General features: G+C 70.5%; 18 protein-coding genes. 5 read left to right on the top strand and 13 right to left on the bottom strand.

The features are described 5' to 3' along the window. Positions 1–19: 19 nt before the first annotated feature. Positions 20–1,708 carry a transcription termination factor NusA gene (gene nusA / locus ASG52_RS23725; protein ID WP_056248699.1) on the bottom strand — a complete coding sequence of 563 codons (1,689 nt, stop codon included), beginning with the start codon at positions 1,706–1,708 and terminating at the stop codon, positions 20–22. Between the two features lie 118 nt (positions 1,709–1,826). Next, the gene (gene rimP, locus ASG52_RS23720) at positions 1,827–2,603 is read right to left on the bottom strand and encodes a ribosome maturation factor RimP (RefSeq protein WP_056248696.1); all 777 of its coding nucleotides are present in this window, start codon (positions 2,601–2,603) and stop codon (positions 1,827–1,829) included. A gap of 460 nt (positions 2,604–3,063) precedes the next feature. Between rimP and ASG52_RS23715 the strand changes: the two genes are divergently transcribed. Further along, the gene (locus tag ASG52_RS23715) at positions 3,064–3,408 is read left to right on the top strand and encodes a hypothetical protein (protein WP_156384098.1); all 345 of its coding nucleotides are present in this window, start codon (positions 3,064–3,066) and stop codon (positions 3,406–3,408) included. Positions 3,409–3,588: 180 nt separating this feature from the next. Continuing rightward, positions 3,589–4,188: a CatB-related O-acetyltransferase gene (locus ASG52_RS23710; protein ID WP_056248691.1), complete on the top strand. Its 600-nt coding sequence runs from the start codon at positions 3,589–3,591 to the stop codon at positions 4,186–4,188. Positions 4,189–4,248: 60 nt separating this feature from the next. Here ASG52_RS23710 and ASG52_RS23705 read toward each other — a convergent pair whose 3' ends face one another. Next, a complete protein-coding gene (locus ASG52_RS23705) occupies positions 4,249–5,283 on the bottom strand; it encodes an aspartate-semialdehyde dehydrogenase (protein WP_056248688.1) in 1,035 nt (344 codons plus the stop codon). A gap of 333 nt (positions 5,284–5,616) precedes the next feature. On the opposite strand from ASG52_RS23705, the gene ASG52_RS23700 reads away from it, so the two are divergent. Continuing rightward, positions 5,617–6,519, top strand: coding sequence for a hypothetical protein (locus ASG52_RS23700; protein WP_056248685.1), 903 nt, complete (start codon positions 5,617–5,619; stop codon positions 6,517–6,519). 116 nt (positions 6,520–6,635) lie between these two features. Beyond that, a complete protein-coding gene (locus tag ASG52_RS23695; protein ID WP_056248681.1) occupies positions 6,636–7,052 on the top strand; it encodes a hypothetical protein in 417 nt (138 codons plus the stop codon). Positions 7,053–7,122: 70 nt separating this feature from the next. Here ASG52_RS23695 and ASG52_RS23690 read toward each other — a convergent pair whose 3' ends face one another. The 3 genes from ASG52_RS23690 to ASG52_RS23680 form a co-directional block, all read right to left on the bottom strand. Further along, positions 7,123–8,295, bottom strand: coding sequence for a M20 aminoacylase family protein (locus tag ASG52_RS23690; protein WP_056248677.1), 1,173 nt, complete (start codon positions 8,293–8,295; stop codon positions 7,123–7,125). 131 nt (positions 8,296–8,426) lie between these two features. Next, positions 8,427–8,828: a Cu(I)-responsive transcriptional regulator gene (cueR, locus tag ASG52_RS23685; protein ID WP_502691107.1), complete on the bottom strand. Its 402-nt coding sequence runs from the start codon at positions 8,826–8,828 to the stop codon at positions 8,427–8,429. Then, positions 8,825–11,305, bottom strand: coding sequence for a heavy metal translocating P-type ATPase (locus ASG52_RS23680; protein WP_056248670.1), 2,481 nt, complete (start codon positions 11,303–11,305; stop codon positions 8,825–8,827). Before ASG52_RS23680 ends, cueR begins: the two co-directional genes overlap by 4 nt. 324 nt (positions 11,306–11,629) lie before the next feature. Here ASG52_RS23680 and ASG52_RS23675 point away from each other — a divergent pair, with 324 nt between their 5' ends. Beyond that, on the top strand, positions 11,630–13,045 hold the full coding sequence (locus ASG52_RS23675) for a GGDEF domain-containing protein (RefSeq protein WP_056248667.1): 1,416 nt from the start codon (positions 11,630–11,632) through the stop codon (positions 13,043–13,045). Between the two features lie 44 nt (positions 13,046–13,089). On the opposite strand, the gene ASG52_RS23670 is transcribed toward ASG52_RS23675, so the two are convergent. The 7 genes from ASG52_RS23670 to ASG52_RS23640 all read right to left on the bottom strand — a co-directional run bounded on the left by ASG52_RS23670 (position 13,090) and on the right by ASG52_RS23640 (position 20,898). After that, positions 13,090–14,382: an ATP-binding protein gene (locus ASG52_RS23670; protein WP_286159153.1), complete on the bottom strand. Its 1,293-nt coding sequence runs from the start codon at positions 14,380–14,382 to the stop codon at positions 13,090–13,092. A gap of 1 nt (position 14,383) precedes the next feature. Beyond that, on the bottom strand, positions 14,384–15,436 hold the full coding sequence (locus ASG52_RS23665; protein ID WP_056248664.1) for a lysylphosphatidylglycerol synthase domain-containing protein: 1,053 nt from the start codon (positions 15,434–15,436) through the stop codon (positions 14,384–14,386). A gap of 250 nt (positions 15,437–15,686) precedes the next feature. Beyond that, a complete protein-coding gene (locus ASG52_RS23660) occupies positions 15,687–16,319 on the bottom strand; it encodes a uracil-DNA glycosylase (RefSeq protein ID WP_056248660.1) in 633 nt (210 codons plus the stop codon). Positions 16,320–16,401: 82 nt separating this feature from the next. After that, complete coding sequence (locus ASG52_RS23655; RefSeq protein WP_156384105.1) at positions 16,402–17,151, bottom strand: PIG-L deacetylase family protein; 750 nt, start codon at positions 17,149–17,151, stop codon at positions 16,402–16,404. Then, positions 17,148–18,386, bottom strand: coding sequence for a glycosyltransferase family 4 protein (locus ASG52_RS23650; RefSeq protein WP_056248654.1), 1,239 nt, complete (start codon positions 18,384–18,386; stop codon positions 17,148–17,150). Before ASG52_RS23650 ends, ASG52_RS23655 begins: the two co-directional genes overlap by 4 nt. Further along, the gene (locus ASG52_RS23645; protein WP_056248653.1) at positions 18,383–19,276 is read right to left on the bottom strand and encodes a sugar phosphate isomerase/epimerase family protein; all 894 of its coding nucleotides are present in this window, start codon (positions 19,274–19,276) and stop codon (positions 18,383–18,385) included. The genes ASG52_RS23650 and ASG52_RS23645 overlap by 4 nt, the downstream gene beginning before the upstream one ends. Then, on the bottom strand, positions 19,273–20,898 hold the full coding sequence (locus ASG52_RS23640) for a YcaO-like family protein (protein ID WP_056248650.1): 1,626 nt from the start codon (positions 20,896–20,898) through the stop codon (positions 19,273–19,275). Before ASG52_RS23640 ends, ASG52_RS23645 begins: the two co-directional genes overlap by 4 nt. Positions 20,899–21,085 lie beyond the last annotated feature (187 nt).

Raw genomic sequence — 21,085 nt, 5'->3', positions numbered from 1 at the left:
TCGCTCACCCGCGCGTGCCTCAGGCGTTCTGCGTCTCGGGACGGGCCTCGCCCTCGGCGGGCGCCTCGGCCTCACCCTCGGCGGTCTCGGCCCCGTCGGACGACGCGGCGTCGCCGTCGGCCTCCCCCTCCTCGCCGGCCTCGCCCTCGGGCTCCGGCAGCGATTCGATCCAGCCTGCCTTGAGGCGGGCGGACATGATGAGCGCCTCGGCCTCGGCCCGCGACAGCTCGAAGCCGTCGAGGTAGCCCGCGTGGCGCACGGCCTCGGGGCCGCGGCCCTCGGTGTAGCCGACGAGGTCGTCGGTGGCGCAGCCGGCCAGATCCTCGACCGACTTCACCTCGTTCTCGCCGAGCGCCACCATCATCGCGGTGGTGACGCCGTCGATCTCGCGCAGCTCGTCCTCGACGCCGAGTTCGCGGCGGCGGTCGTCCTGCTCCTGCTCGATGCGGGCGAGGTGGTCCTGGGCGCGGGCCTGGATCTCGGCCCCGGTCTCCTCGTCGAGACCCTGGATGTTGGAGAGTTCCGCCACGTCGACGTAGGCGATCTCCTCGACGTTGCGGAAACCCTCCGCCGCGAGCAGCTGGCCGACGGTCTCATCGACGTCGAGCGCCTCCATGAACACCTGGGTCCGCTCGGCGAACTCCTTCTGGCGGCGCTCCGATTCCTCGGCCTCGGTCAGGATGTCGATGTCCCAGCCGGTAAGCTGAGAGGCCAGCCGCACGTTCTGGCCACGGCGGCCGATGGCGAGCGAGAGCTGGTCATCGGGCACCACCACCTCGATGCGGTCGGCCTCCTCGTCGAGCACCACCTTCACGACCTCGGCCGGCTGGAGCGCGTTGACGATGAAGGTCGCCTGATCCTGCGACCACGGGATGATGTCGATCTTCTCGCCCTGAAGCTCGCCGACCACCGCCTGGACGCGCGAGCCGCGCATGCCGACGCAGGCGCCGACCGGATCGATCGAGCCGTCGCGGGAGATCACGGCGATCTTGGCGCGCGAGCCCGGATCGCGGGCGACCGCCTTCACCTCGACGATACCGTCGTAGATCTCGGGCACTTCCTGGCCGAAGAGCTTGGCCATGAACTGCGGGTGCGAGCGCGACAGGAAGATCTGCGGCCCGCGCACCTCGGTGCGCACGTCGAACAGGTAGGAGCGGATGCGGTCGCCGGGGCGGAAGGTCTCGCGCGGGATCATCTCGTCGCGCCGCACGATGCCCTCGCCGCGGCCGAGATCGACGATGACGTTGCCGTACTCGACGCGCTTGACCACGCCGTTGAGGATCTCGCCGATGCGGTCCTTGTACTCGTCGTACTGGCGGGCGCGCTCGGCGTCGCGGACCTTCTGGACGATGACCTGCTTGGCCGATTGCGCGGCCACGCGCCCGAAATCGAACGGCGGCAGGGTGTCGGAGATGACGTCGCCGACGAGGGCGCCGGGATTGTAGCGGCGGGCCTGATCTAGGGTGATCTCGCGGGCGTCGTTCTCGACCTGATCGACCACGAGCAGATGGCGCGACAGGCGCAGGGCCCCGCTCTTGGTGTCGATCTCGGCATGCACGTCGGTCTCGGCGCCGTAGCGCGAGCGGGCGGCCTTGGCGATCGCCTCCTCCATCGCCTCGATGACGATCTGGCGGTCGATCACCTTCTCGCGGGCCACCGCGTCGGCGATCTGCAGGAGTTCGAGCCGGTTGGCGCTGACGACGGCCATGGGGTCTATCCTCTTGTGCGGTCTCGTGAACGTCCGCCCTTCAGGGCAGACACTTCGTCATTCTGTTGGGAGCATCGTCCTTGTCCGAAAGCCGGAAACCACCTTTCGGGACGAGGCTCTAGTGGAGGGTGTCGCGGTTCTTCAGACGGGCGGCCTTGGTGACGACGCCGGGGCCGGGCTTGCCCTTGGGCTTCTGTCCCAACGGCGCCTTCTTGCCCTTCACCGGCTTGTCGGCCTTCGGCTTCGGGCGCTTGGGTTGCGGGATGACGCGGACCAGCGGCGCCTCGTCGGCCCCTTCGGCCTCGTCGTCCTCCGCCTCCTCGTCGAATTCGTCGCCGTCCTGGGGCGGGGCCGAGCCGCGGCGCAGCGATTCGCGAATCAGGTCGTCGGTGAGCACGAGGTGGGCTTCGGCCAGATCGCGCAGCGGCACGTCGATCCGGCTCGGCAGGCCGGGCTTCACGTCGGGCAGATCGATCGGCACGGTGGCGCCGTCCGGGCTCGGGACGCCGATGACGCCGCGGAAGCGCTTGCGCCCGTCCAGCGGCACGGCCAGTTCCACCTTGGCCTCGTAGCCGGCCCAGCGCTCGAAATCCGAGACGCGCACCAGCGGCCGGTCGATGCCGGGCGAGGAGACTTCGAGGTAGTAGGCGCTGCCGACCGGGTCTTCGAGGTCGAGCAAGGGCGAGATCGCCCGGCTCACGGTCTCGCACTCGTCCACGCCCATGGTGCCGTCCGGCCGCTCGGCCATGATCTGCACGGTGCAGCCGTTCTGGTTCGAGATCTTCACCCGCACCAGCCGGAAGCCGAGACCCTCGATCGGGCCCTCGATCACCTGGGCGACGCGCGCGGCGACGCCTGTCTCCCCGACCAGACGCTTCTCGGTGGGCTCCGCCATGCTGTCGTTTCCGGCCCGCTCGACTTGTAGTTAACTTGACTGTTCCGGTGCAGGCAGGCTTGCGGAAACAAAAAAGAGCGGGCCCCGGAGGACCCACTCCCGCAAGCAGCCTATCGACTGCACCAGAAATGTTGAGCCGTGACTTAGCCCCGCCTCGCAGAGAATTCAAGCGATTCGATCGCAGCCCGGCGCCGCCAGCCTGGAAGCCGGCTGCGCCCGTCCTCCCCGGGCGGCGCAGGCGGCCACGAAACGACGGGTCGTCCGTCGCTTCGGATCCGGGCCCGGCCCCGGATCGGTCGCGCGAGCCGCGAAGCAAACCAAAATCAAACAACAATATTCTGCAACCTATGTTATTTTATAGTACGCAGTGAATTAAAAAATTGGCCTGAAACTTGTTTCGTGATCCCGCCGTAATGCTGGCGACAGGGGGAATGCTCACTGAATCATCAGGAGTATTCAAATGCGTATGATCACGGCCATCGTCATCGGCGGTACGGCCTTCGGCGGCCCTGCCTTCGCGCAGGGCGGGCAGGACGCTCCGTCCGTGACACCTCAACAGCGGGAATCGGTCAGCAACGAGAAAGCGAAGCAGATCAGGATTTTGATCGCCGAGGCCCGCAAGCGGCAGCAGGCGGTCGATCGCCGGAACACCGATCTCTGGGTCCGCTGGACTTACGCCGTCTGCATCGGCTGCGGCCCGACGCCCAAAAGCCTGCGGATTGTGCACACCTACCCGTTGCGCGTTCTCACCGGAACGCCCGCCGCCATGGATGATGCGCGGGAGCGGCGCGGCCTGCGCGTCTGAGCCGGCGCAGAGAGCCGGCCTCACCGTCCGACCGGGCACGACCGAACGCCGCCGCGGTTGACAGGGGAGGCGCCACCACGACTCTCGCGTCCCGTCGTCGGCGCTCCGGCAGGGAGCCCGACGCGAGAGGAGACCGATTTGCCCGATCGCCCCGGCCCCGACCCAGACGCCCTGCACCCGATGTCGGGCCACAGCCGCGTCACCTTCATCCGCAACCTCGCGCTCCCCGAGAACGTCGAGGTCGGCGCCTACAGCTATTACGACGACCCGGCCGGGCCGCAGGCGTTTCTCGACGCGATCCTCTACCACTTTTCCTTCCTCGGCGACCGGCTGGTCATCGGACGCTTCTGCGCCCTCGCCGCGGGCACGCGTTTCCTGATGAACGGCGGCAATCACCGCCTCGACGGGCTCTCGACCTACCCCTTTCCGATCTTCGGCGGCGACTGGGTCGGCCGCTTCGCGGGCGAACTGGATTTCCCCAACCGCGGTGACACGGTGATCGGCAACGACGTCTGGCTCGGCTTCCAGAGCACGATCCTGCCGGGCGTGCACATCGGCGACGGGGCGGTGGTAGCCGCGCATGCGGTCGTGAGCCAGGACGTACCGCCCTACGCGATCGTGGCCGGCAACCCGGCCCGCGTGGTGCGCCGCCGCCTGTCGGAAGAGGACGCCGCGCGGATGCAGCGGATCGCGTGGTGGGACTGGCCGGTCGAAAAGATCACCGCGCATCTGGCGTTGATCGGCGGCGGGGATGTGGGAGCGCTGGAGGCGGTGGCCTGACAAACGAAAACGCCGCCCCGAGGGGCGGCGCTTCGCAACGTCATCGATAAGGCTTGAGGATCAGGCAGCCGGGCGCGCCCTGTTCAGCAGCTTGCGGTTCACCAGCACCTCGGCGATCTGCACGGCGTTGAGCGCCGCGCCCTTGCGTAGGTTGTCCGAGACGCACCAGAAGTTCAGGCCGTTCTCGACGGTCGCGTCCTCGCGGATGCGGGAGATGTAGGTGGCGTCCTCGCCCGCCGCCTCGTGCGGGGTCATGTAGCCGCCGTTCTCGCGCTTATCGATCACCAGCACGCCGGGCGCATTCCGAAGGATCTCGGTCGCCTGCTCGGGGGAGAGCGGGCGCTCGAACTCGACGTTCACGGCCTCGGCATGGCCGATGAACACCGGCACCCGCACCGCGGTCGCCGTGAGCTTGATCTTGGGATCGAGCATCTTCTTGGTCTCGGCGACCATCTTCCACTCTTCCTTCGTGTAACCGTCCTCCATGAACACATCGATGTGCGGGATGACGTTGAAGGCGATCCGCTTGGTGAACTTCTTCGTGACGACTTCACCGGCGGTGAAGACGGCGCGGGTCTGGCTGAACAGCTCGTCCATGGCGTCCTTGCCGGCGCCGGAGACGGATTGATACGTCGAGACCACGACGCGCTTGATCGTCGCCGCCTCGTGCAGCGGCTTCAGCGCCACGACGAGCTGCGCCGTCGAGCAGTTCGGGTTGGCGATGATGTTGCGCTTGGTGAAGCCCACGACCGCGTCGGCGTTCACCTCGGGCACGATCAGCGGAACGTCCGAATCGTAGCGGAACGCGGACGAATTATCGATGACGACGCAGCCCTGTTGGCCGATGCGGGGGCTCCACTCCTTCGAGGCCTCGCCGCCCGCCGACATCAGGCAGATGTCGGTGTCGGAGAAGTCGTAGGTGTCGAGGACTTTGACCTTGAGAATCTTGTCGCCGAAGGAGACTTCCTGGCCCTGGCTGCGGCGCGAGGCGAGCGCCACGACCTCGTCGGCCGGGAAGGCGCGCTCGGCCAGGATGTCGAGCATCTCGCGGCCCACATTGCCCGTGGCTCCGACGACGGCGACCTTGTAACCCATCTGTCCAACTCCGCTGCGCGGACGTGATCTCTGTTGCGATGAAAGACCGGCCCGCTCCCCGCTCAGACGGCATCCGTGCCGGGCCCTCGGGGAATCCATAGGCGGAAGAGCCCGCCCCGACGCAGCGAGGTGGGTTTTCCGGCGGGCGGAGCAAGAGGACGGTCGGCTCCCCCTGTCAAGGGGGCGAGGGAACCGCGCTGACGAAGCGGCCGGGTTGAAACGGCCGATTCACCTTGCCCTGAGAATCACGAGGACGGCGCCGGCGCGGCAACCGGGCGGTGCGAGGCGAGCGGCCAAGGTGGGTGCAAAGCCCCTTCACGCCGCGAGGACGCCATGCCCCCCAGCCTCGACGACAATCTCGTCGCGGATGCGCGCGACGAGAGCCAAGATGACCTCGACGACCTGCGCGATCTCGCCCGGCCCCGGACGCGGCGCCGCGCCCGGCTCGCCGCGCAGCTCACCGTCTGCGCCGCCCTCATCGCGGGCCTGTCGCTCGCCGCCCGCGAGCGGATGACCGCGCCCGAGCCGCGGGACTGGGCCGACCCGCCGCGGAGCGAGGCCGCGGCCCCGCGAAAGATCGCTTCCGCCGAGCCCCTGCTGACCCTGACCGCAGCGGCATCCGACCTGCCCGCGCCGCCGCCGCAGGCCGAGCCGAGCCGGTGGGACCCCACCCGCGGCCAACGCGAGGACAGCGTCAGCCAGGGCCGTTTCGATGCCATCGAGGCACCGTGGCTCGTCGTCACCGCGACCGATCCGGGTGCGGCGCGCGCCGAGCCGGCCCCGAGCCTGTTCGTGACCCTGGTGCGGCGCGCCGCCGACGGGCGCGGGCTGTCCGTCACCCGCACCGGCGAGCGGGGCGTGGTGGCGACCCGCTACGGCAGCTTCGAGACGGTCGAGACCGTGCTCAGCGGCGACGGCGCCCGCACCTGCACGGGCTTTCGCAGCCTCGATCTCCATAGCGTGCGCCTCGACGGCTGGCTCTGCGGCATCCTCGGTCAGGCGCCGGAGAAGCGGGCGGTGGCCTGCGCCATCGAGCGGATCGCCCTCTCGGGCCGGGTCGCGGCGGCGCTCGGCGCCGAGGAAACGGGCAAGGGGAGCATCGGCACCTGCGCGCCCGAGGCGGTAGCCGGGGTGCTCGCCGACCACACCGGCTCGATCGCCGTGGCCGCGGCGGCGGGGTCGATCGCGGGGGCCAGTGCCGGGCGACACATTGCGGCAAAACGGCGGCGGAAATGATCGGCTCCCCGCCACAATCCGGGGAACAACGGCCACGCCTGAACGTCTACCCTGCAACAGGCGGGATTCTTAACGAAGGCCCCGATACGGTCTCCTCGCAATCAACAAGGTGTGCCATGCGCTCGACCAAGATCGCCCTCCTGGGCGCCATGACCCTCACTGCTATCGGCTTCGGTACGGCGGCCGAAGCGCAGGGTCCCTACGGCAACCCCGGTTACGTGCGCGTGAGCCAGCCCCTGCCGATCCGCATCCGTCCGCGCTCCTGGCTCGACGCCGGCAACGTGGTGGAGCCGGGCAACGGCTCGGTCTCGAACCCGGCCACCAACCCGGCCTTCATCGCCGCCTCGAACCAACTCAACCCGGTCTACGGCCGCAACGACCGCTTCGGCAACGGCATCCTGCCCGACCCGATCACCAACGGCCCGTTCATCGGCGCCCGCTCGACCGCGATCCGCAACGTCGACCTTTCCTTCATCGACGGGATCGACCCGACCTCCTACGTCTCCCGCACCGGCATGAACCCCTACCGGTAACGGTTTTCTCCAACGATAGTCGGACGATGCGGGCCCTGCGGGGCCCGTTTTCGTTCGTGCGGAGGCCGGCTCACGCCCCGTTCGGCAAGCCCGTCTCGATGATCCGCGCCCACAACGAGGCGCCGTAGGGAATTGCCGCGTCGTTGAAGTCGTATTCCGGGTGGTGGAGGCCCGCCGACGGCCCGTTGCCCATGAAGATGTACGCGCCGGGCCGGTGAGCCAGCATGTAGGAGAAATCCTCCGCGGCCATCATCGGCGCTACGTCGCGCTCCACCGCATCGCTGCCCACCACCTGCTCGGCGACGTCGGCCATGAAGTCGGTCTCGGCCGGGTGGTTCTCGGTGGCCGGGTAGCCGCTGGCGAAATCGACGCTGGCCCGCGCCCCGAAGGCGCCGGCCACGCCGGTGACGATCTCCTCGATCCGGCGCAGCACGAGGCCGCGCACCTTCGGGGTCAGCGCCCGCATGGTGCCGCGCAGCTCGGCCCGCTGCGGCAGCACGTTGAAGGCGTGGCCCGCCTCCACCGCGCAGACCGAGACCACCGCGGCATCGAGCGCCTTCACGTTGCGCGACACGACCGATTGCAGGGCGACCACGATGTGGCTCGCCACCAGCACGGTATCGACCGCGGCGTGCGGCAGGGCGGCGTGCCCGCCCTTGCCCTCGACATGGATGGTGAAGCGATCGGTCGAGGCCATGATCGGGCCGGGGCGGATCGCGAAGGTGCCGAGCGGCTGGTCCGGGATGTTGTGCAGGCCGTAGACCGCCTCGACCCCGAAGCGCTCCATCATTCCGTCCTTCACCATCGCCTCGCCGCCCCCGCCGCCCTCCTCCGCGGGCTGGAAGATCAGCACGGCGCGCCCGTCGAAGTCGCGGGTCTCGGCGAGGTACTTGGCGGCGCCGAGCAGCATGGCGGTGTGCCCGTCATGGCCGCAGGCGTGCATTTTTCCGGGCACGGTCGAGCGGTAGGGCAGGTCGCGGATTTCCTGAATCGGCAGCGCGTCCATGTCGGCGCGCAAGCCGATGGCGCGGTTCGAGGCGTGGCCCCGCCCCCGGATCACCCCGACCACGCCGGTGCGGCCGATGCCGGTGGCGACCTCGTCGCAGCCGAATTCGCGCAGCTTGTCGGCAACGAAGCCGGCGGTGCGGTGCACGTCGTATTGCAGCTCGGGATGCGCGTGGAGATCGTGCCGCCATGCGGCAATCTCGTCGGCGAGGCCGGCGATGCGGTCGATGACGGGCATGGATCTTGAACCCTTGCGGAGCAACGTCCGAACGTCCCGGATCGTCCCCAGCAAGCAGAAGGCCAAGGCCGGGTCAACGGCGAAGCTTGTTTTTGGGACGGGGCTCCGGCGCGAGCGATGGGCCGTCCCGCTCACCCCTCTCCGGCGAGATCGTCGAGGATCGGGCAATCCGGCCGGCCATCGCCGCAGCAGCGTTCGGCCAAGGTCTCCAGGGTGCGGGCCATGGCCTCCAGTTCGCGGATGCGGCGGCGCAGATCCCCGACATGGGCCAGCGCCAGCCCCTTCACCGCGGCGCTCGCCCGCTCGCGGTCGCGCCACAGCGCCAGGAGGTCGGCGATCTCGGCCATCGAGAAGCCGAGATCGCGGGCGCGGCGGACGAAGCGCAGTGCGTGGAGATCGGCCTCGCCGTAGACGCGGTAACCCGACGCCGTGCGCTCGGCGGCCCCGAGCAGGCCGGTCTCCTCGTAGTAGCGGATCATCTTGGCCGAGACACCGCTGGCGCGGGCCGCCTCGCCGATGGTGACGCTCATCATGTCCCTCCGGCGCGGCGCAGGCGCAGGGCGTTGCCGACCACGAACACGCTGGACAGCGCCATGGCGCCGGCCGCCAGCACCGGCGAAAGCTGCGGCCCGCTGAAGACGGCGAGCAGGCCGGCGGCCACCGGGATCAGGGCGGCGTTGTAGGCGAACGCCCAAAACAGGTTCTGGCGGATGTTGGCCATGGTGGCCCGCGAGAGCGCGACCGCCTCGACGAGGCCGGTGAGCGCGCCCGACATCAGCACCACGTCGGCGCTCTCCACCGCCACATCCGCGCCGGTGCCGATGGCGATGCCGACCTCGGCCTCCGCCAGCGCGGGCGCATCGTTGATGCCGTCACCGACGAAGGCGACCGGGCCGTGCGCCTTCCGCAGGGCGCGCAAGGCCTCGACCTTGTTCTCCGGCAGGAGTTCGGCGTGCACTTTTTCGATATTGAGCGAGCGGGCCACGACCTGCGCCGTCGCGTCGGCGTCGCCGGTCAGCATCGCCACGGTGAGGTCGCGCGCCTGGAGTGCCGCGACGACCTCGCGCGCCTCGAGCTTGACCGGATCGGCCACCGCCAGGAGCGCCGCGAGCCGGCCGTCGAGGGCGAGGTAGACGGGGCTCCTCCCCTCCCCGGCCAAGCGCTCGGCTTGCGCCGCCAGCGGGGCGACATCGACGCCAAGGCGCTCCATTTGGCAACGGCTGCCGACCGCCACCGACCGCCCGTTCACGCGGGCCGTGACGCCGTGGCCGGGCACGGTCTCGAAGGCGGCGACCTCGGGCAGGGAGCCGGTCTCGGCGCGGGCGGCCTTCGCCACCGCGCGGGCGATCGGGTGTTCGGAGCGCGCCTCGACGGCGCCGGCGAGCGCCAAAGCCTCGCCCCGCGAGACACCGGGCACGGTCAAGAAATCGGTGAGGCGGGGGCGGCCTTCCGTCAGGGTGCCGGTCTTGTCGAGGGCGACGACGCGGGCCTCCTGCAGGGCCTGGAGCGCCGCACCCTGGCGAAACAGCACGCCGCGCTCGGCGGCTCGTCCGGTCCCGACCATGATCGAGACCGGCGTGGCGAGCCCCATGGCGCAGGGGCAGGCGATGATGAGCACGGAGATCGCCGCGACGATGGCCGGGCCCAGCGCCGGCGCCGGGCCGAACGCCAGCCACGCCACGAAGGTCAGCGCGGCGATGCCCATCACGGCGGGCACGAACCAGAGGGTGATGCGATCCACCAGCGCCTGGACCGGAAGCTTGCCCCCTTGAGCCTCCTCGACCATGCGGACAATGCGGGCCAGCACCGTGTCGGCCCCGGTGCGGGTGACGGTGAGGTCGAAGCCGCCGGTGGTGTTGAGCGTGCCGCCGACGACCGACGCGCCCTCGATTTTCCGCACCGGCACCGGCTCGCCGGAGATCATGCTCTCGTCGACGTAGGACTCGCCCGCCGCGACCGTGCCGTCGGCGGGCACGCGCTCGCCGGGGCGCACCCGCACCCGGTCGCCGACGCGCAGGCTCTCCACCGGCACCGCGCGCTCGCCATCGCCGTCGAGGCGGCGGGCGGTGCGGGGCGAGAGGTCGATCAGCCGGGCGATGGCCGCCCCGGCCCGGCCGCGGGCGCGGGCTTCGAATGTCCGCCCGAGCAGGATCAGGGTGACGATGAGGACGCTCGCCTCGAAGTAGAGATGCGCCGCGCCCGCCGGGAGCCATCGAGGCGCCGCGACCGAGACGAGGGAGTAGAGATACGCCGCGCCCGCCCCGAGCGCGACGAGGGCATTCATGTCGGGATGGCCGCGCAGCAGGTTCGGCACGCCGACGCGGAAGAAGCGCCGGCCGGGGCCGGCGAGCACGAGGGTGGCGAGCAAAGCCTCGAGCCACGGCACGGTGCCGGCGCCGAGCCAAGCCGCGAGCGCATGATGGAAACCGGGAAAGACGTGGGCACCCATGTCGAGGACGACGACCGGAGCCGCGAGCACAGCCGCGACGACGAGATCGCGCCGCAGGGCCGCTTCGTCCCGTGCCTGCCGATCCGCGCGGGACGTGTCCGCGGCGCGCTCCGCCGTGACCGTCTCGTAGCCGGCCTCGCGCACCGCCGCCTCGACCGCGGCGAGCGAAACCGTGCCGGCGGCGTGGCGCAACTCGGCCCGTCCGGTGGCGAGGTTGACGCTCGTCGCGACCGCGCCGGGCAGGCTCAGAAGCGCACGCTCGACGCGGCCGGTGCACGAGGCGCAGCTCATGCCCTCGACCGTGACCGCGGTGACGGCCTCGGGCACGTCGTAACCGGCCCCGAGGATCGCCTCTACGGCCTCGGCGGGGCGGACGCCCGCAAGGCTCGCCCGACCGGTGGCGAGGTTGACCGAGACCTCGCGGGCGCCGGGCAAAGCGGCGAGCGCCCGCTCGACGCGACCGACGCAGGAGGCGCAGCTCATGCCCTCGACGGGCAGGCTCAGCCGGGACGGCTTTTCCGCGCGGGATGGTGAGACGGATCGGTCTGCAAGGGCTTCCATGCCGCTCAGATGGGGCTTCCCATGATGGGAAGGTCAAGTGCGTCGATCAGGCCGCCATGGTCCGGCAGCGTCGGCGCAGGCATGCATCGGCCGGATAGCTCCGGCCTCACCGGTTTCGCGAACGGCATTGGCGCAGCGACGATCGTAGATTGCAGATGTCCGGCTTAGGCCTCACGGCATAATCCCAGACCAAGACATGCAATATCTGGCATCGCGAGCGATTTATAGGCGAGTTATATCACCGTTAACTGAAACACCCGAATATATGGCTGGCGACAACCTGCACAATCGAGCGACCTCACGTTGGGGCCCAAGGGAAGATCCGTGACGGCACGAACGACAGAATGCATCGTCGGCCTGCTCTCCTTCGTGCTCGCCGCGGGCACGGTCCACCTGACGAGCGACGGACGCGGCATCGCGGCCGTCTGGCCGGCCAACGCGGTGCTCCTCGCCGCCCTGCTCGATCGTCGCCCGGGCACGGGGACGGGGGTGTACGTCGCCGGCTTCCTGGCCAACGTCGCCGCGAACATGGTGACGCGGGGGCCGAGTGCCGGCCTCCCGCTCTACGGCCTCTGCAACCTCGTCGAGATCGGGCTCGCGGCCCGCTGGCTCCGGCCCTCCCTCGGGGAGGACGGGCTCCTGAGCGCGCCGGCCGTCGTCGGGCGGTTCATCGTGGTCTGCGGCCTCGTCGCCCCGGCGCTCAGCGGGGTCGGTGGAGCGACCATCGCCTGGCTCCTGTACGGGCAGGATTATCGGGCGTCCTTCACCACCTGGCTCCTCAGCGACGGCCTCGGCCTCCTGATCCTCACGCCCATCTTCCTGGCCCTGCTGCGGGGCGACTACCTCCGGTGCTTCTCCGGCAAGGACGGGCGGCAGCGCCTGGAAGCCGCGGGGCTTCAGGCGCTGAACGCGGCGGTCGCCTACGGGGTGTTCTACCTCGCCGCGCGGCCGGTGCTGTTCGTGCTGTTCGGCCCGGTGATGCTGGTGACCTTCCGGCTCGGGCGGCTCGGGACGACCCTGTCCGTGATGATCATCGCCGCCATCGGCACCGTGGCGACGATGAGCGGACACGGGCCGATCACCATGATCGCGTCGGACGCGCGGGAACAGGCCGCCCTGTTCCAGTTCTTCCTGGCCGGCCTGCTGCTGACCTGCCTGCCGGTGGCGGCGGCCCTCTCGGCACGAGGCGCGCGCTTCACCTCGCTGTCGCGAAGCGCGGACGACCTGCGAGTTCAGGGCGCCGAACTCGCTCGGCTTGCGGCCACCGATGTCCTCACCGGCGTCCTCAACCGCGCGGCGTTCGGCGCCACGGCCATGGCCGCGATGCAGGACCCGTCCGGCGCGCCGCTGAGCCTGATCGCCCTCGATCTCGACCTGTTCAAGCCAGTCAACGACCGGTACGGCCACCGGACCGGGGATCGGGCGCTGGTCCATCTGGTCTCGGTCCTGCAAACGGACCTGCGCGAGCACGACACGATCGGGCGCGTCGGCGGCGACGAGTTCCTCATCCTGCTGCCGGGGACCGGACGCGAGCAAGCCGAGGCCATCGCCGCGCGCCTGCAGGAGGCCTTGCGCCGCGCGCCCCTGACGCTCGACGACGGCACCCTGCTGCCGCTGGCGATGTCCTGCGGTGTCGCGCTGCATCGGCCGGCGATGCGCTTCGAGGATTTCGCGCACGGGGCCGACATGGCGCTCTACGCCGCCAAGCGGGCCGGGCGGCGCGATGCGTCCGCGGCGTGAGGCTGCGGGCCGTTCGCACCCTTTCGAACGGCAATGCCCCGATCCTATCCGGCTTCCGACACCGCCTCCGCGGCGTCCGGCCGGTATTCCGGCAGGGTCACCCGCACGATGGTGCCGGCTCCGAGTTCGCTCTCGATGGTCAGGCGGCCGCGGTGGCGGTTGAGACTGTGCTTGACGATGGCGAGGCCCAAGCCCGTGCCGCCCTGCTGGCGGCTTGAGGCGACGTCGACCCGGTAAAAGCGCTCGGTCAGGCGGGGGATGTGCTCAGGAGCGATGCCGGGGCCGGCATCCGTCACGCGCAGCTCGATCCGGTCGGGGCGCCCGTCGCTGCCGTCGAGGCGGTGGAGCGAGACGGTGACGATCCCGCCGCTGCCGCCGTACTTCATCGCGTTCTCGACGAGGTTCTCGATCACCCGCAGCAGCTCGTCGCGCTCGCCCAGCACCGGCATCGGGGCGTCGGGCGCCTCGACCGATAAGGCAATTCCGCGCTCGCGGGCGAGGGGGGCCTGCATGTCCACGAGCTGGCGGGCGATTCTTCCCAGATCGACCGGACGCGTCGGCGCCACGTGCTCGCGCAGCTCGATGCGCGAGAGGGAGAGCAGATCGTCGATGAGCCGCGTCATCCGCTGCGCCTGGGTGCGCATGATCCCCAAGAACTGCTCGCGGGCGCGGGCATCCTCGCGGGCCGGGCCCTGGAGGGTCTCGATGAAGCCGAGGAGCGCCGAAAGGGGCGTGCGCAGCTCGTGGCTGGCGTTCGCCACGAAATCGACCCGCATCGCCTCCAGGCGGCGCGCCTCGGTGAGGTCGCGCAGGAACAGCACGATGTTGGGCTCGCCCCCGCCGGGAACGTCGGGCATCGGCAGCGCGCCGATCTGCACCGCGAAGGCGCGCTCGGTCGGCAGGCGGGCGACGTAGTCGACGGTCAGGCTCGCGCCGGTGCGCAACACCTCCTCGATGCCGTCGAGGATGTCGGGGGCGCGCAGGAAGAACGAGAGCGGATGGCGCAGCTTCAAGCCCGGCAGCAGGCGGCGGGCGGCGGGATTGGCCTCCATCACGACGACGCGGCGGTCCACGAGGATGACCGGATCGGGAATGTTGGCGAGGAGCGCCTCGGCCACCGCGTGGCGGGCGGGCAGGCCGGGCTCGCGCGGGGGCGGCACCACCGGGCGCCGGGTGCGGCCGAGCAGGCCGCCGACGAGCACAGCGGGCACCGCCGAGACGATCAGGGCGGTGTCGACATGGCCGACCAAGGCCGCGCCGGTGAGGACGACGGCGACCGCCACCGCAGCGCCGATCCAGGCCGACGGCTCCGAGGCCACGGTCAGGCCCTCGCGCACGTCACGGGTCGTTCGCCGCCCGGCGGCGGCGCAGCCGCGACAGGCCCTCGTAGGTGCCGAGCATCAGCAGCGCCAGGATGAAGGGCACGAGGTAGTAGCAGATGCGGAACAGCAGCAGCGAGCCCAGCACCTCGTCGCGGGGCAGGTAGGACAGGGCGATCAGGATGGTGGCCTCGAACACGCCGAGGCCGCCGGGCGCGTTCGAGGCGATGCCGAGCATCGCGGCGAGCACGTAGATCGCCAGGAAGGTGGTGAAGCCGAGCGACATGCCCTCGGGCATGAGCACGTAGAGCACGGCGGCCGCGGCGCAGACATCGCCGATGCCGACCAGCATCTGGCTGAACGAGACGGTCGCGCCGGGCAGCTCCAACTGCCACTGGCGCACGGTGATGTAGCGGCGCTTCACCGAGACCCAGGCGATGTAGCCGAGCACCGAGCCCAGCGCGCCGAAGCCGAGGATCTGGTTGAGCCGCACCGTCGTGTTCACGCCGATGCTCTGGAAGGTCAGGCTCGCGAGCTGCCCCGCCTCGATGATGAGACTGAGGCCCAGCACCACGCCCATGCCGAGCCAGAAGGTGAAGCCCGCGATCACGGTCAGCGCCGCGATCTTGGCCGCCGAGAGGCCGCGCTTGGAGTAGATCCAGTAGCGGATCGTCGCCGCGGTGATGAGCGGGAAGCCGAGGGTGAAGCTCACCGCGTAGCTCGTGAACGAGGCGAGCGCCGTCGTCCGGTAGGGCACCTTGAGCCGGAGTTGGCGGAGCGCCAGCGCATCGTAGCAGGTGAGGAACAGGTAGCTCACCGCCACCATCCCGAACGCCTCGGCGAGCTGGCGGTTGGTGACCTCGGTGAAGGCCTTCTGCAGCTCGGCCCAGGTGATCTCTTCCGAGAGCTTCCACAGCACGAACAGCGAGGCGAGGATGAGGATGACGCTCGCCAGCGTGCCGAACCAAGCGTAGGGGCCGCGCTTCACCTTCGGCGTGGCGGCCGCGCCGTCTGAGGCGGCCTCGGCCGGTGCGGCCTTCGCCGCCGGCTTATGCTTTCCGGCAAAATTCATCTGAGATCGGCGCACGCCTCCGCTGATCGCCCGCCTCCGCGCCGTCGGCGCGCGTCGCGACCCGAGCGGGTGCCCTGCATGCCCGCCTCGGCGCATTTAGGGTCAAAGCCCGTCAAAGGCCAGCGAGCAGCCCACGATGCAGTTCCGCCCTGCGCCTTTCCCGGGTTGCGGTGATCACGACCGAAGGCCGCGATCACCCACGTCCGGCAGACGCCCCGCCCCGCAGTCGCGGGGGCATCGCCGATCGATGTCATCCTTGTGCGGCGAGCCGGACCGCGGCCTTGCGAAGGCCGGACAGGATGCGTTCGCGCACGTCGGGCGCCGTGCAGACATAGGTCGGGCTCGGATGCGGCACCGGAATCACCGGCAGGTCGGGCCGGAGTTCGGCCAGGGGTGCTGCCGCCTGCGCGGCGAAGCGCCCGGCCGGCACCACGACGGCAAGCCGCGGCAGCAGCGCGAGCAGCGGGGCGAAGTACGGCGCGGCGGCATTGGCCTCGGCGCGCCGCGGGGCGCGGTTGCGGGCGCCGGCTGCGTGGATCACCCAGGGGATGGCGTTCCAGATCAGCGTGTCGCCCCGCGCGATGCCGGCTTCGGCGAGGAAGCGAAAGAGGTTCGCCGCCGTGCCGGTGGCGTTGTCGCGGGAGACGAAGCCGGTGCGGCCGATCGAAGGGCCGGGGGTTTCGAGGAGCAGCAGGAGGCGCGCCGCGACGCCGCCGTCGAGGGGGTCGGGATCGGGCACGGGGGCGCCGCGGTCTGTCGCAATCCGTTGGGCGAGAGCGCGCAGGGGGGCGATGTGAGGGGCGCCGAGCAGGGCGCGGCGGGCTTCGAGGGCGGCCGGATCGGCGAGGCTTTTGGGGGCGGCGGGCGCTGTCTGATTGTTCATCCGGTCACCCGCGCATCCCCTCGCCCCGCACGCGGGGAGAGGGGAACCCGGCGCATACGGGACGGATCGACCGGAAGCTGAATCAGTCCAGAATCCCGTCGGGCAACCGCCCCTGGACCCGGAATCGCTCGATCCCCTCCTCCGCCCCGAGCCGCGCCCTCAACCCCTCCGCCCCACCGAACTGAAACCCGATCTGCGAGGCATAGGCCGCGCAGGCCTCGGCCTTGCGCCGCTCGGCTTCGGCACCGAGGCGGACCGTCCGCTCAGGGCAAGACGCGAACAGGTGCCGCAGCGGCTCCTTCGGCTGCGCGTCGCGCACGGTGTAGGGAAAATCGCGCCACCACAGCACCGGGAGCGGCGGCTGGGCGCCGCGGAAGGCACGCACGACCTGGACGTGATCGACATGGCCGCCGACCGCCTGCGGCGCGAGGATCAGATCGGGCCGCGTGTCGGTCATCAGGCGCTCGAAGGCGTCGGCGAGGTTGAGGCCGACCATGTCGTCGGGGCGCAGCTCCGCGAACAGCTCGGGGGCCAATGCGTAGCCGCGATGGGGCGCCTCGCGGAACGGGAGATGGACCGGGGGCTCGATGCCGAGCGCCTCGGCCGCCACAGAATCCTCGGACCGGCGCAGGGCCATGTAATCGACCTCCGCCGAGAGCCCCTTGTCGAGCTGACAGGCCAGCGCGAAGCCCTGCGGGTCGGCCACCGAGGCGGTGAACACCGTCGCCATCACGACCTGCCAACCGCCTGCTGCCAGCCGCGCCAGCGTGCCGCCGGCGGAGAAGGCGGCGTCGTCGAGATGGGGCGAAATGGCGAGGGCGGTCGGCATCAGAGCAGGTGCGGCTCGGCGCGGAAGCGGCAGGACGGATCGTAGGGCAGTGCGTCGGGAAAGTCCGTGTGGGGCTTCTTCCCGGCGACCTCGGCATAGACATCCATGATCTGACGCCCCACGGCCGTCCACGAATAGACCCGGCGGCATTCCTCCAGCCCGTCGCGGGCGAGGCGGTTGCGGAGGTCGTCGTCCTCGACCACGCGGCCGAGGGCTTTCGCCAGCGCCGACACGTCGCCAGGGTTCACAAGCAGGCCGTTCTCGCCGTCGCGCAGGCAGTCCGAGACGCCGACCGAATGGGTCGAGACCACCGCCAACCCCGAGGCCATCGCTTCGAGAATCGTGTTGGAAAAACCCTCGGCGTAGGTCGGCGAGACGAACACGTCGGCCTGCCGGTAGAGGTCCGGCACGGTGTCGTAATCGGCATAGCCCGTGAACCGGACCTGATGCGAGGTGAAGCCGATGGCTTCCGCGCGCGCGCGGGCGGCGTCCACGTCCGGGCCGATGCCGGAGATGGTGGCGTCGAAGGGCTGGCCGGCCTCCCACATCCGCTCCAGGGCGTCGAGGAAGTCGAGCACGCCTTTCCGGCGGTCGACGCGGCCGTGATAGAAGAGGCGCACCGGCTCCTCGTCCTGGCGCTCGACCTCGAAGCGTTCGCCTGGCGTAAAGCGGGCGGTGTCGACGGCGCCCGGCACGATGGTGAAGCGGGCGGGGTCGGAGCCCAGCCGGTCGCAGACCTCACCGACGAAGGACGGGCCGCCGATCAGCAGGGCGTTGGCGTGGGCCAGCACCTCGACCATCGCGACCCGGTGGGTCTCGCAGCAGGAGCCGACCCAGTGGCCGTCGCCGCCCTGGATCGACACCACCGTCGGCAGGCCAAGCCGCTTGCCGGCCACCAGCACGGCCCAGCCGGTCGGGTAGCCGTACTGCGCGTGCAGCACGTCGAACGGCTGTTTCGCGTGCTCGGCTTCGATGGTGGCGATCATCTCGTCGATGTCGCGCTCGAAATCGCCGTTTTCCTGCTCGCCGCGCTGCTCCAGGCCGATGACGTGGACGCCCGGCACCGAGGGGGGCGGGCCGCCGCCATAGACCCGCGTGCCGAATTCATCGCCGCGATACTGCGAGATCATGGTGACGTCGTGCCCGGCCCCCGCGACCTCGCGCAGGAGGTTCTGCGCGTAGACGCTCATGCCAGAGATCGCCGGGAAGTAGCGGCGGCTGACGAAGCAGATTCTCATGTGTTGGGCAGTCCCGGAACGGGGGTCTCGCGGGGCGTCTCGTCCGGCCGGGGCAGGCCGGGGCCGGGGCGGCGGCAGGTGCGCAGGAAGTTGAGGGCTTGGCCCACCATCACGTCGGCCCGGTGCGAATCGCGCGACAGCTCCACGCAGACGAGCTTTTGGAAGTCGATCGCGTCGAGGGCGTCGAGCACGGCCGGCACGTCCATGTCGCCCTCGCCGAAGGGCAGGTGGATGTGCTCGCCCCGCTTCATGTCCTCAATCGCCACCGTGCCGATCCGGGGGGCGAATTCGTGGACCGCCGCGGCCGGGTCGCGCTCCTGGGTGACGAGGCAGTGGCCGGTGTCGAGGGCAAGATGCAGGCCGGGGATGTCGAGGCCGGCGAAGTCGTCCAGCGTCTCGATCAGCATGCCGGGTTCGGGCTCCAACGCGGCCACGACGCCCTTCTCCGCGGCGAAGTCGGCGACCTCCCGCAAGCCCTCGATCAACCATCCGCGCGCCTCGTCGTGATCGACGCCGGGCTTCGGCACGCCGGCCCAGAACGAGACCGCCTCGGCATTCAGGATCTTGCCGATCTCGATCGCCCGCTTGAGGAAGCCGATCCGCCGGGCGCGGCCCGTCGCGTCCGCCGTCACCAGCGTCGGCTCGTGTTTGGCGGTGGGGTCGAGCAGGAAGCGGGCGCCGGTCTCGATCACCGAGCCGAGTTCGAGGCGGCTCAGGATGCTGGCGATGCGGTCGGCCTCAACCACCCAAGTATCGGCGAAGGGGTCGAGATGGTGGATGTCGAGCGTCAGCGCGACGCCGTCGTAGCCGGCATCCTTGATGAGGCGGATCGCGTCCTCGATGCGGTGGTTGGCGGTGCCGTTGGTGTTGTAGGCGAAGCGCAGCGTCATGCCGGCCTCCGGTCGGCGCGGCGGCCCTGGCGCTCGTAGCGGAACGGGGCGTGGTGCGATTCCGGCTCGCGGTAGAGCGGATAGTGCGAGCCGACGATTCTTTCCGCGAGCGCCGTGTCGAAGAGCGGCTGACCGCCGAAGCGCTCCAGCGCCTCGGGCGTGAGGCGCACGGGCAGCAGCGTGTCGGTGGGCTGGCCGAAGCGGATCAGCGGGTGGTCGCGCTCGATCAGCTTCTTCGTGTTGCGCTCGCCGATCCGGTAATAGCTCATGGTCTCGACCTCGAGCTCCGGCACGATCGCCTTGACCACGCCGATGCCGCCCCCGGGGGGCGAGCAATCGACGTAGAGCACGTCGAACCCGGCCTCTTCCAGCCGCTCGCGGGCGATCTTTCCGCGCGCATGGCCGTCGGGGGCGGGCGTGGTCGGCAGCTCCGTGAACGCCTTGGTGCTGCGCTCGGCGTAGACCGTCTCGCTGAGCACGCCGCGGAGTTCCGCGGGCTTCATGTCGATCCAGGCGAGCATGGCCTGGAGCGCGCGGCTCTCTTCCAGATCGAGGCTCGGCAGCGCCTTCTGAATGAAGGCCTCGACGTAGCCGGGGGGCGCCACCGTGTCGGCGAGCGCCAGGGGGCCGTGCCCGAAGGTTTTTCGCACCCGCGCGGCCTGGAATTCCAAGAGCGCCTTGCGAAGCGCCCGCTCGCGGTCGGGGTCGCAGGCCTCGCCGCAGGCCGACAGGGCGATGGGGGCTGGCGTGCGGGCCGGGTCCTCGTCGTAGCCGACGACGTAGAGGTTGGTCATGCCGAATTCGTCGGTGGCGAATTTCGGCAGCGCCCGGATGCCGAGGCCCTCCAACCGGTCGAGCATGGCGCGGGTCTCGGGGCCGATCCCGTCGAGATCGAGCATCACGCCCTGGTCCAGCGCCCGGAACAGCAGGCCGTTGCCGTCGCGCTGGAGCATTTCGAGCAGGCCGTGGCCCAGCGCGAACGCCACGTCCGGGCCGGCGCCCAGCCCGTTGGTGATGATGTTGGTGAAGGGCTGGTAGCCCTGGCGCAGCTCGAAATAGTCGGTCGCGGCGACATCGAGGGGCGCCCAGACGGATTCGCCCGTCCGCGCCCGCACGGCGCGGGTCCAGTCGAGCGGGGTGTCGCGGTCCACGGGTGAGCCGGCGGGCAGGCCGAGCGTCAGCGGATCGACCACGGACTTCGCACCGTAGACGCCGACGAGGTCGTGGTAGGAGCGCTCGTCCTCGTTGTCGCCGCCGCGTGCCCGCAGGCGCGGCAGCAGGGCGACCGAGGGCATCAGGTTCTCGGCGATCTCGGCGACCGCGCCGATCAGCGCCTCGTCGTCGGTAGCGCCGTAGCCGATGCCGGACGGCATCGCGCCGACATAGAACGGATCGTCGAGGAACAAAGCCACGAACCAGACCGGGATGCCGGTGCGGTCGAGCCCCGCGAGGTTGAAGCCGACGACGCGGCCCTCGGGCAGCACGTCGAGATAGGCCCGCACCGGCTCGGGCAGCCGCTCGGGCAGGCCTTCGATGACGCGCGGGCCACCGCGGCGATAGGCGCGGGGCGCGGCGAGCGTCGCGTGGCGGGCGCGGTCGTCCCGGTCGAGGGTCTCGGTCATGTCCGTTCCGATCTTAGGACCGTTTCATCCCACCCACCGCCCTCATCCTGAGGTGCTGCGCAGCAGCCTCGAAGGAGGGCTCCAGTACCCGCAGCGCGTTCTGGAGCCCTCCTTCGAGGCTGAGCTTTCGCTCAGCACCTCAGGATGAGGGGGTTGGGTTGGAAGGGCCGGTCTCCTCTCTTTGTTG

This window comes from Methylobacterium sp. Leaf456, from assembly GCF_001425465.1.
Lineage (GTDB): Bacteria > Pseudomonadota > Alphaproteobacteria > Rhizobiales > Beijerinckiaceae > Methylobacterium.
The sequence above is the reverse complement of the archived record's forward strand: the minus strand, read 5'-3'. Positions and strand labels throughout refer to the sequence as shown.

Bases quoted from the DNA above. Each gene is read 5' to 3' on its own strand.
- ASG52_RS23660 (WP_056248660.1), bottom strand. From the start codon at position 16,319: ATGAACAATCAGACAGCGCCCGCCGCCCCCAAAAGCCTCGCCGATCCG.
- nusA (WP_056248699.1), bottom strand. From the start codon at position 1,708: ATGGCCGTCGTCAGCGCCAACCGGCTCGAACTCCTGCAGATCGCCGAC.
- ASG52_RS23700 (WP_056248685.1), top strand. From the start codon at position 5,617: ATGCCCCCCAGCCTCGACGACAATCTCGTCGCGGATGCGCGCGACGAG.
- ASG52_RS23695 (WP_056248681.1), top strand. From the start codon at position 6,636: ATGCGCTCGACCAAGATCGCCCTCCTGGGCGCCATGACCCTCACTGCT.
- ASG52_RS23680 (WP_056248670.1), bottom strand. From the start codon at position 11,305: ATGGAAGCCCTTGCAGACCGATCCGTCTCACCATCCCGCGCGGAAAAG.
- cueR (WP_502691107.1), bottom strand. From the start codon at position 8,828: ATGATGAGCGTCACCATCGGCGAGGCGGCCCGCGCCAGCGGTGTCTCG.
- ASG52_RS23650 (WP_056248654.1), bottom strand. From the start codon at position 18,386: ATGAGAATCTGCTTCGTCAGCCGCCGCTACTTCCCGGCGATCTCTGGC.
- ASG52_RS23665 (WP_056248664.1), bottom strand. From the start codon at position 15,436: ATGAATTTTGCCGGAAAGCATAAGCCGGCGGCGAAGGCCGCACCGGCC.
- ASG52_RS23645 (WP_056248653.1), bottom strand. From the start codon at position 19,276: ATGACGCTGCGCTTCGCCTACAACACCAACGGCACCGCCAACCACCGC.
- ASG52_RS23715 (WP_156384098.1), top strand. From the start codon at position 3,064: ATGCGTATGATCACGGCCATCGTCATCGGCGGTACGGCCTTCGGCGGC.
- ASG52_RS23640 (WP_056248650.1), bottom strand. From the start codon at position 20,898: ATGACCGAGACCCTCGACCGGGACGACCGCGCCCGCCACGCGACGCTC.
- ASG52_RS23705 (WP_056248688.1), bottom strand. From the start codon at position 5,283: ATGGGTTACAAGGTCGCCGTCGTCGGAGCCACGGGCAATGTGGGCCGC.
- ASG52_RS23690 (WP_056248677.1), bottom strand. From the start codon at position 8,295: ATGCCCGTCATCGACCGCATCGCCGGCCTCGCCGACGAGATTGCCGCA.
- ASG52_RS23710 (WP_056248691.1), top strand. From the start codon at position 3,589: ATGTCGGGCCACAGCCGCGTCACCTTCATCCGCAACCTCGCGCTCCCC.
- rimP (WP_056248696.1), bottom strand. From the start codon at position 2,603: ATGGCGGAGCCCACCGAGAAGCGTCTGGTCGGGGAGACAGGCGTCGCC.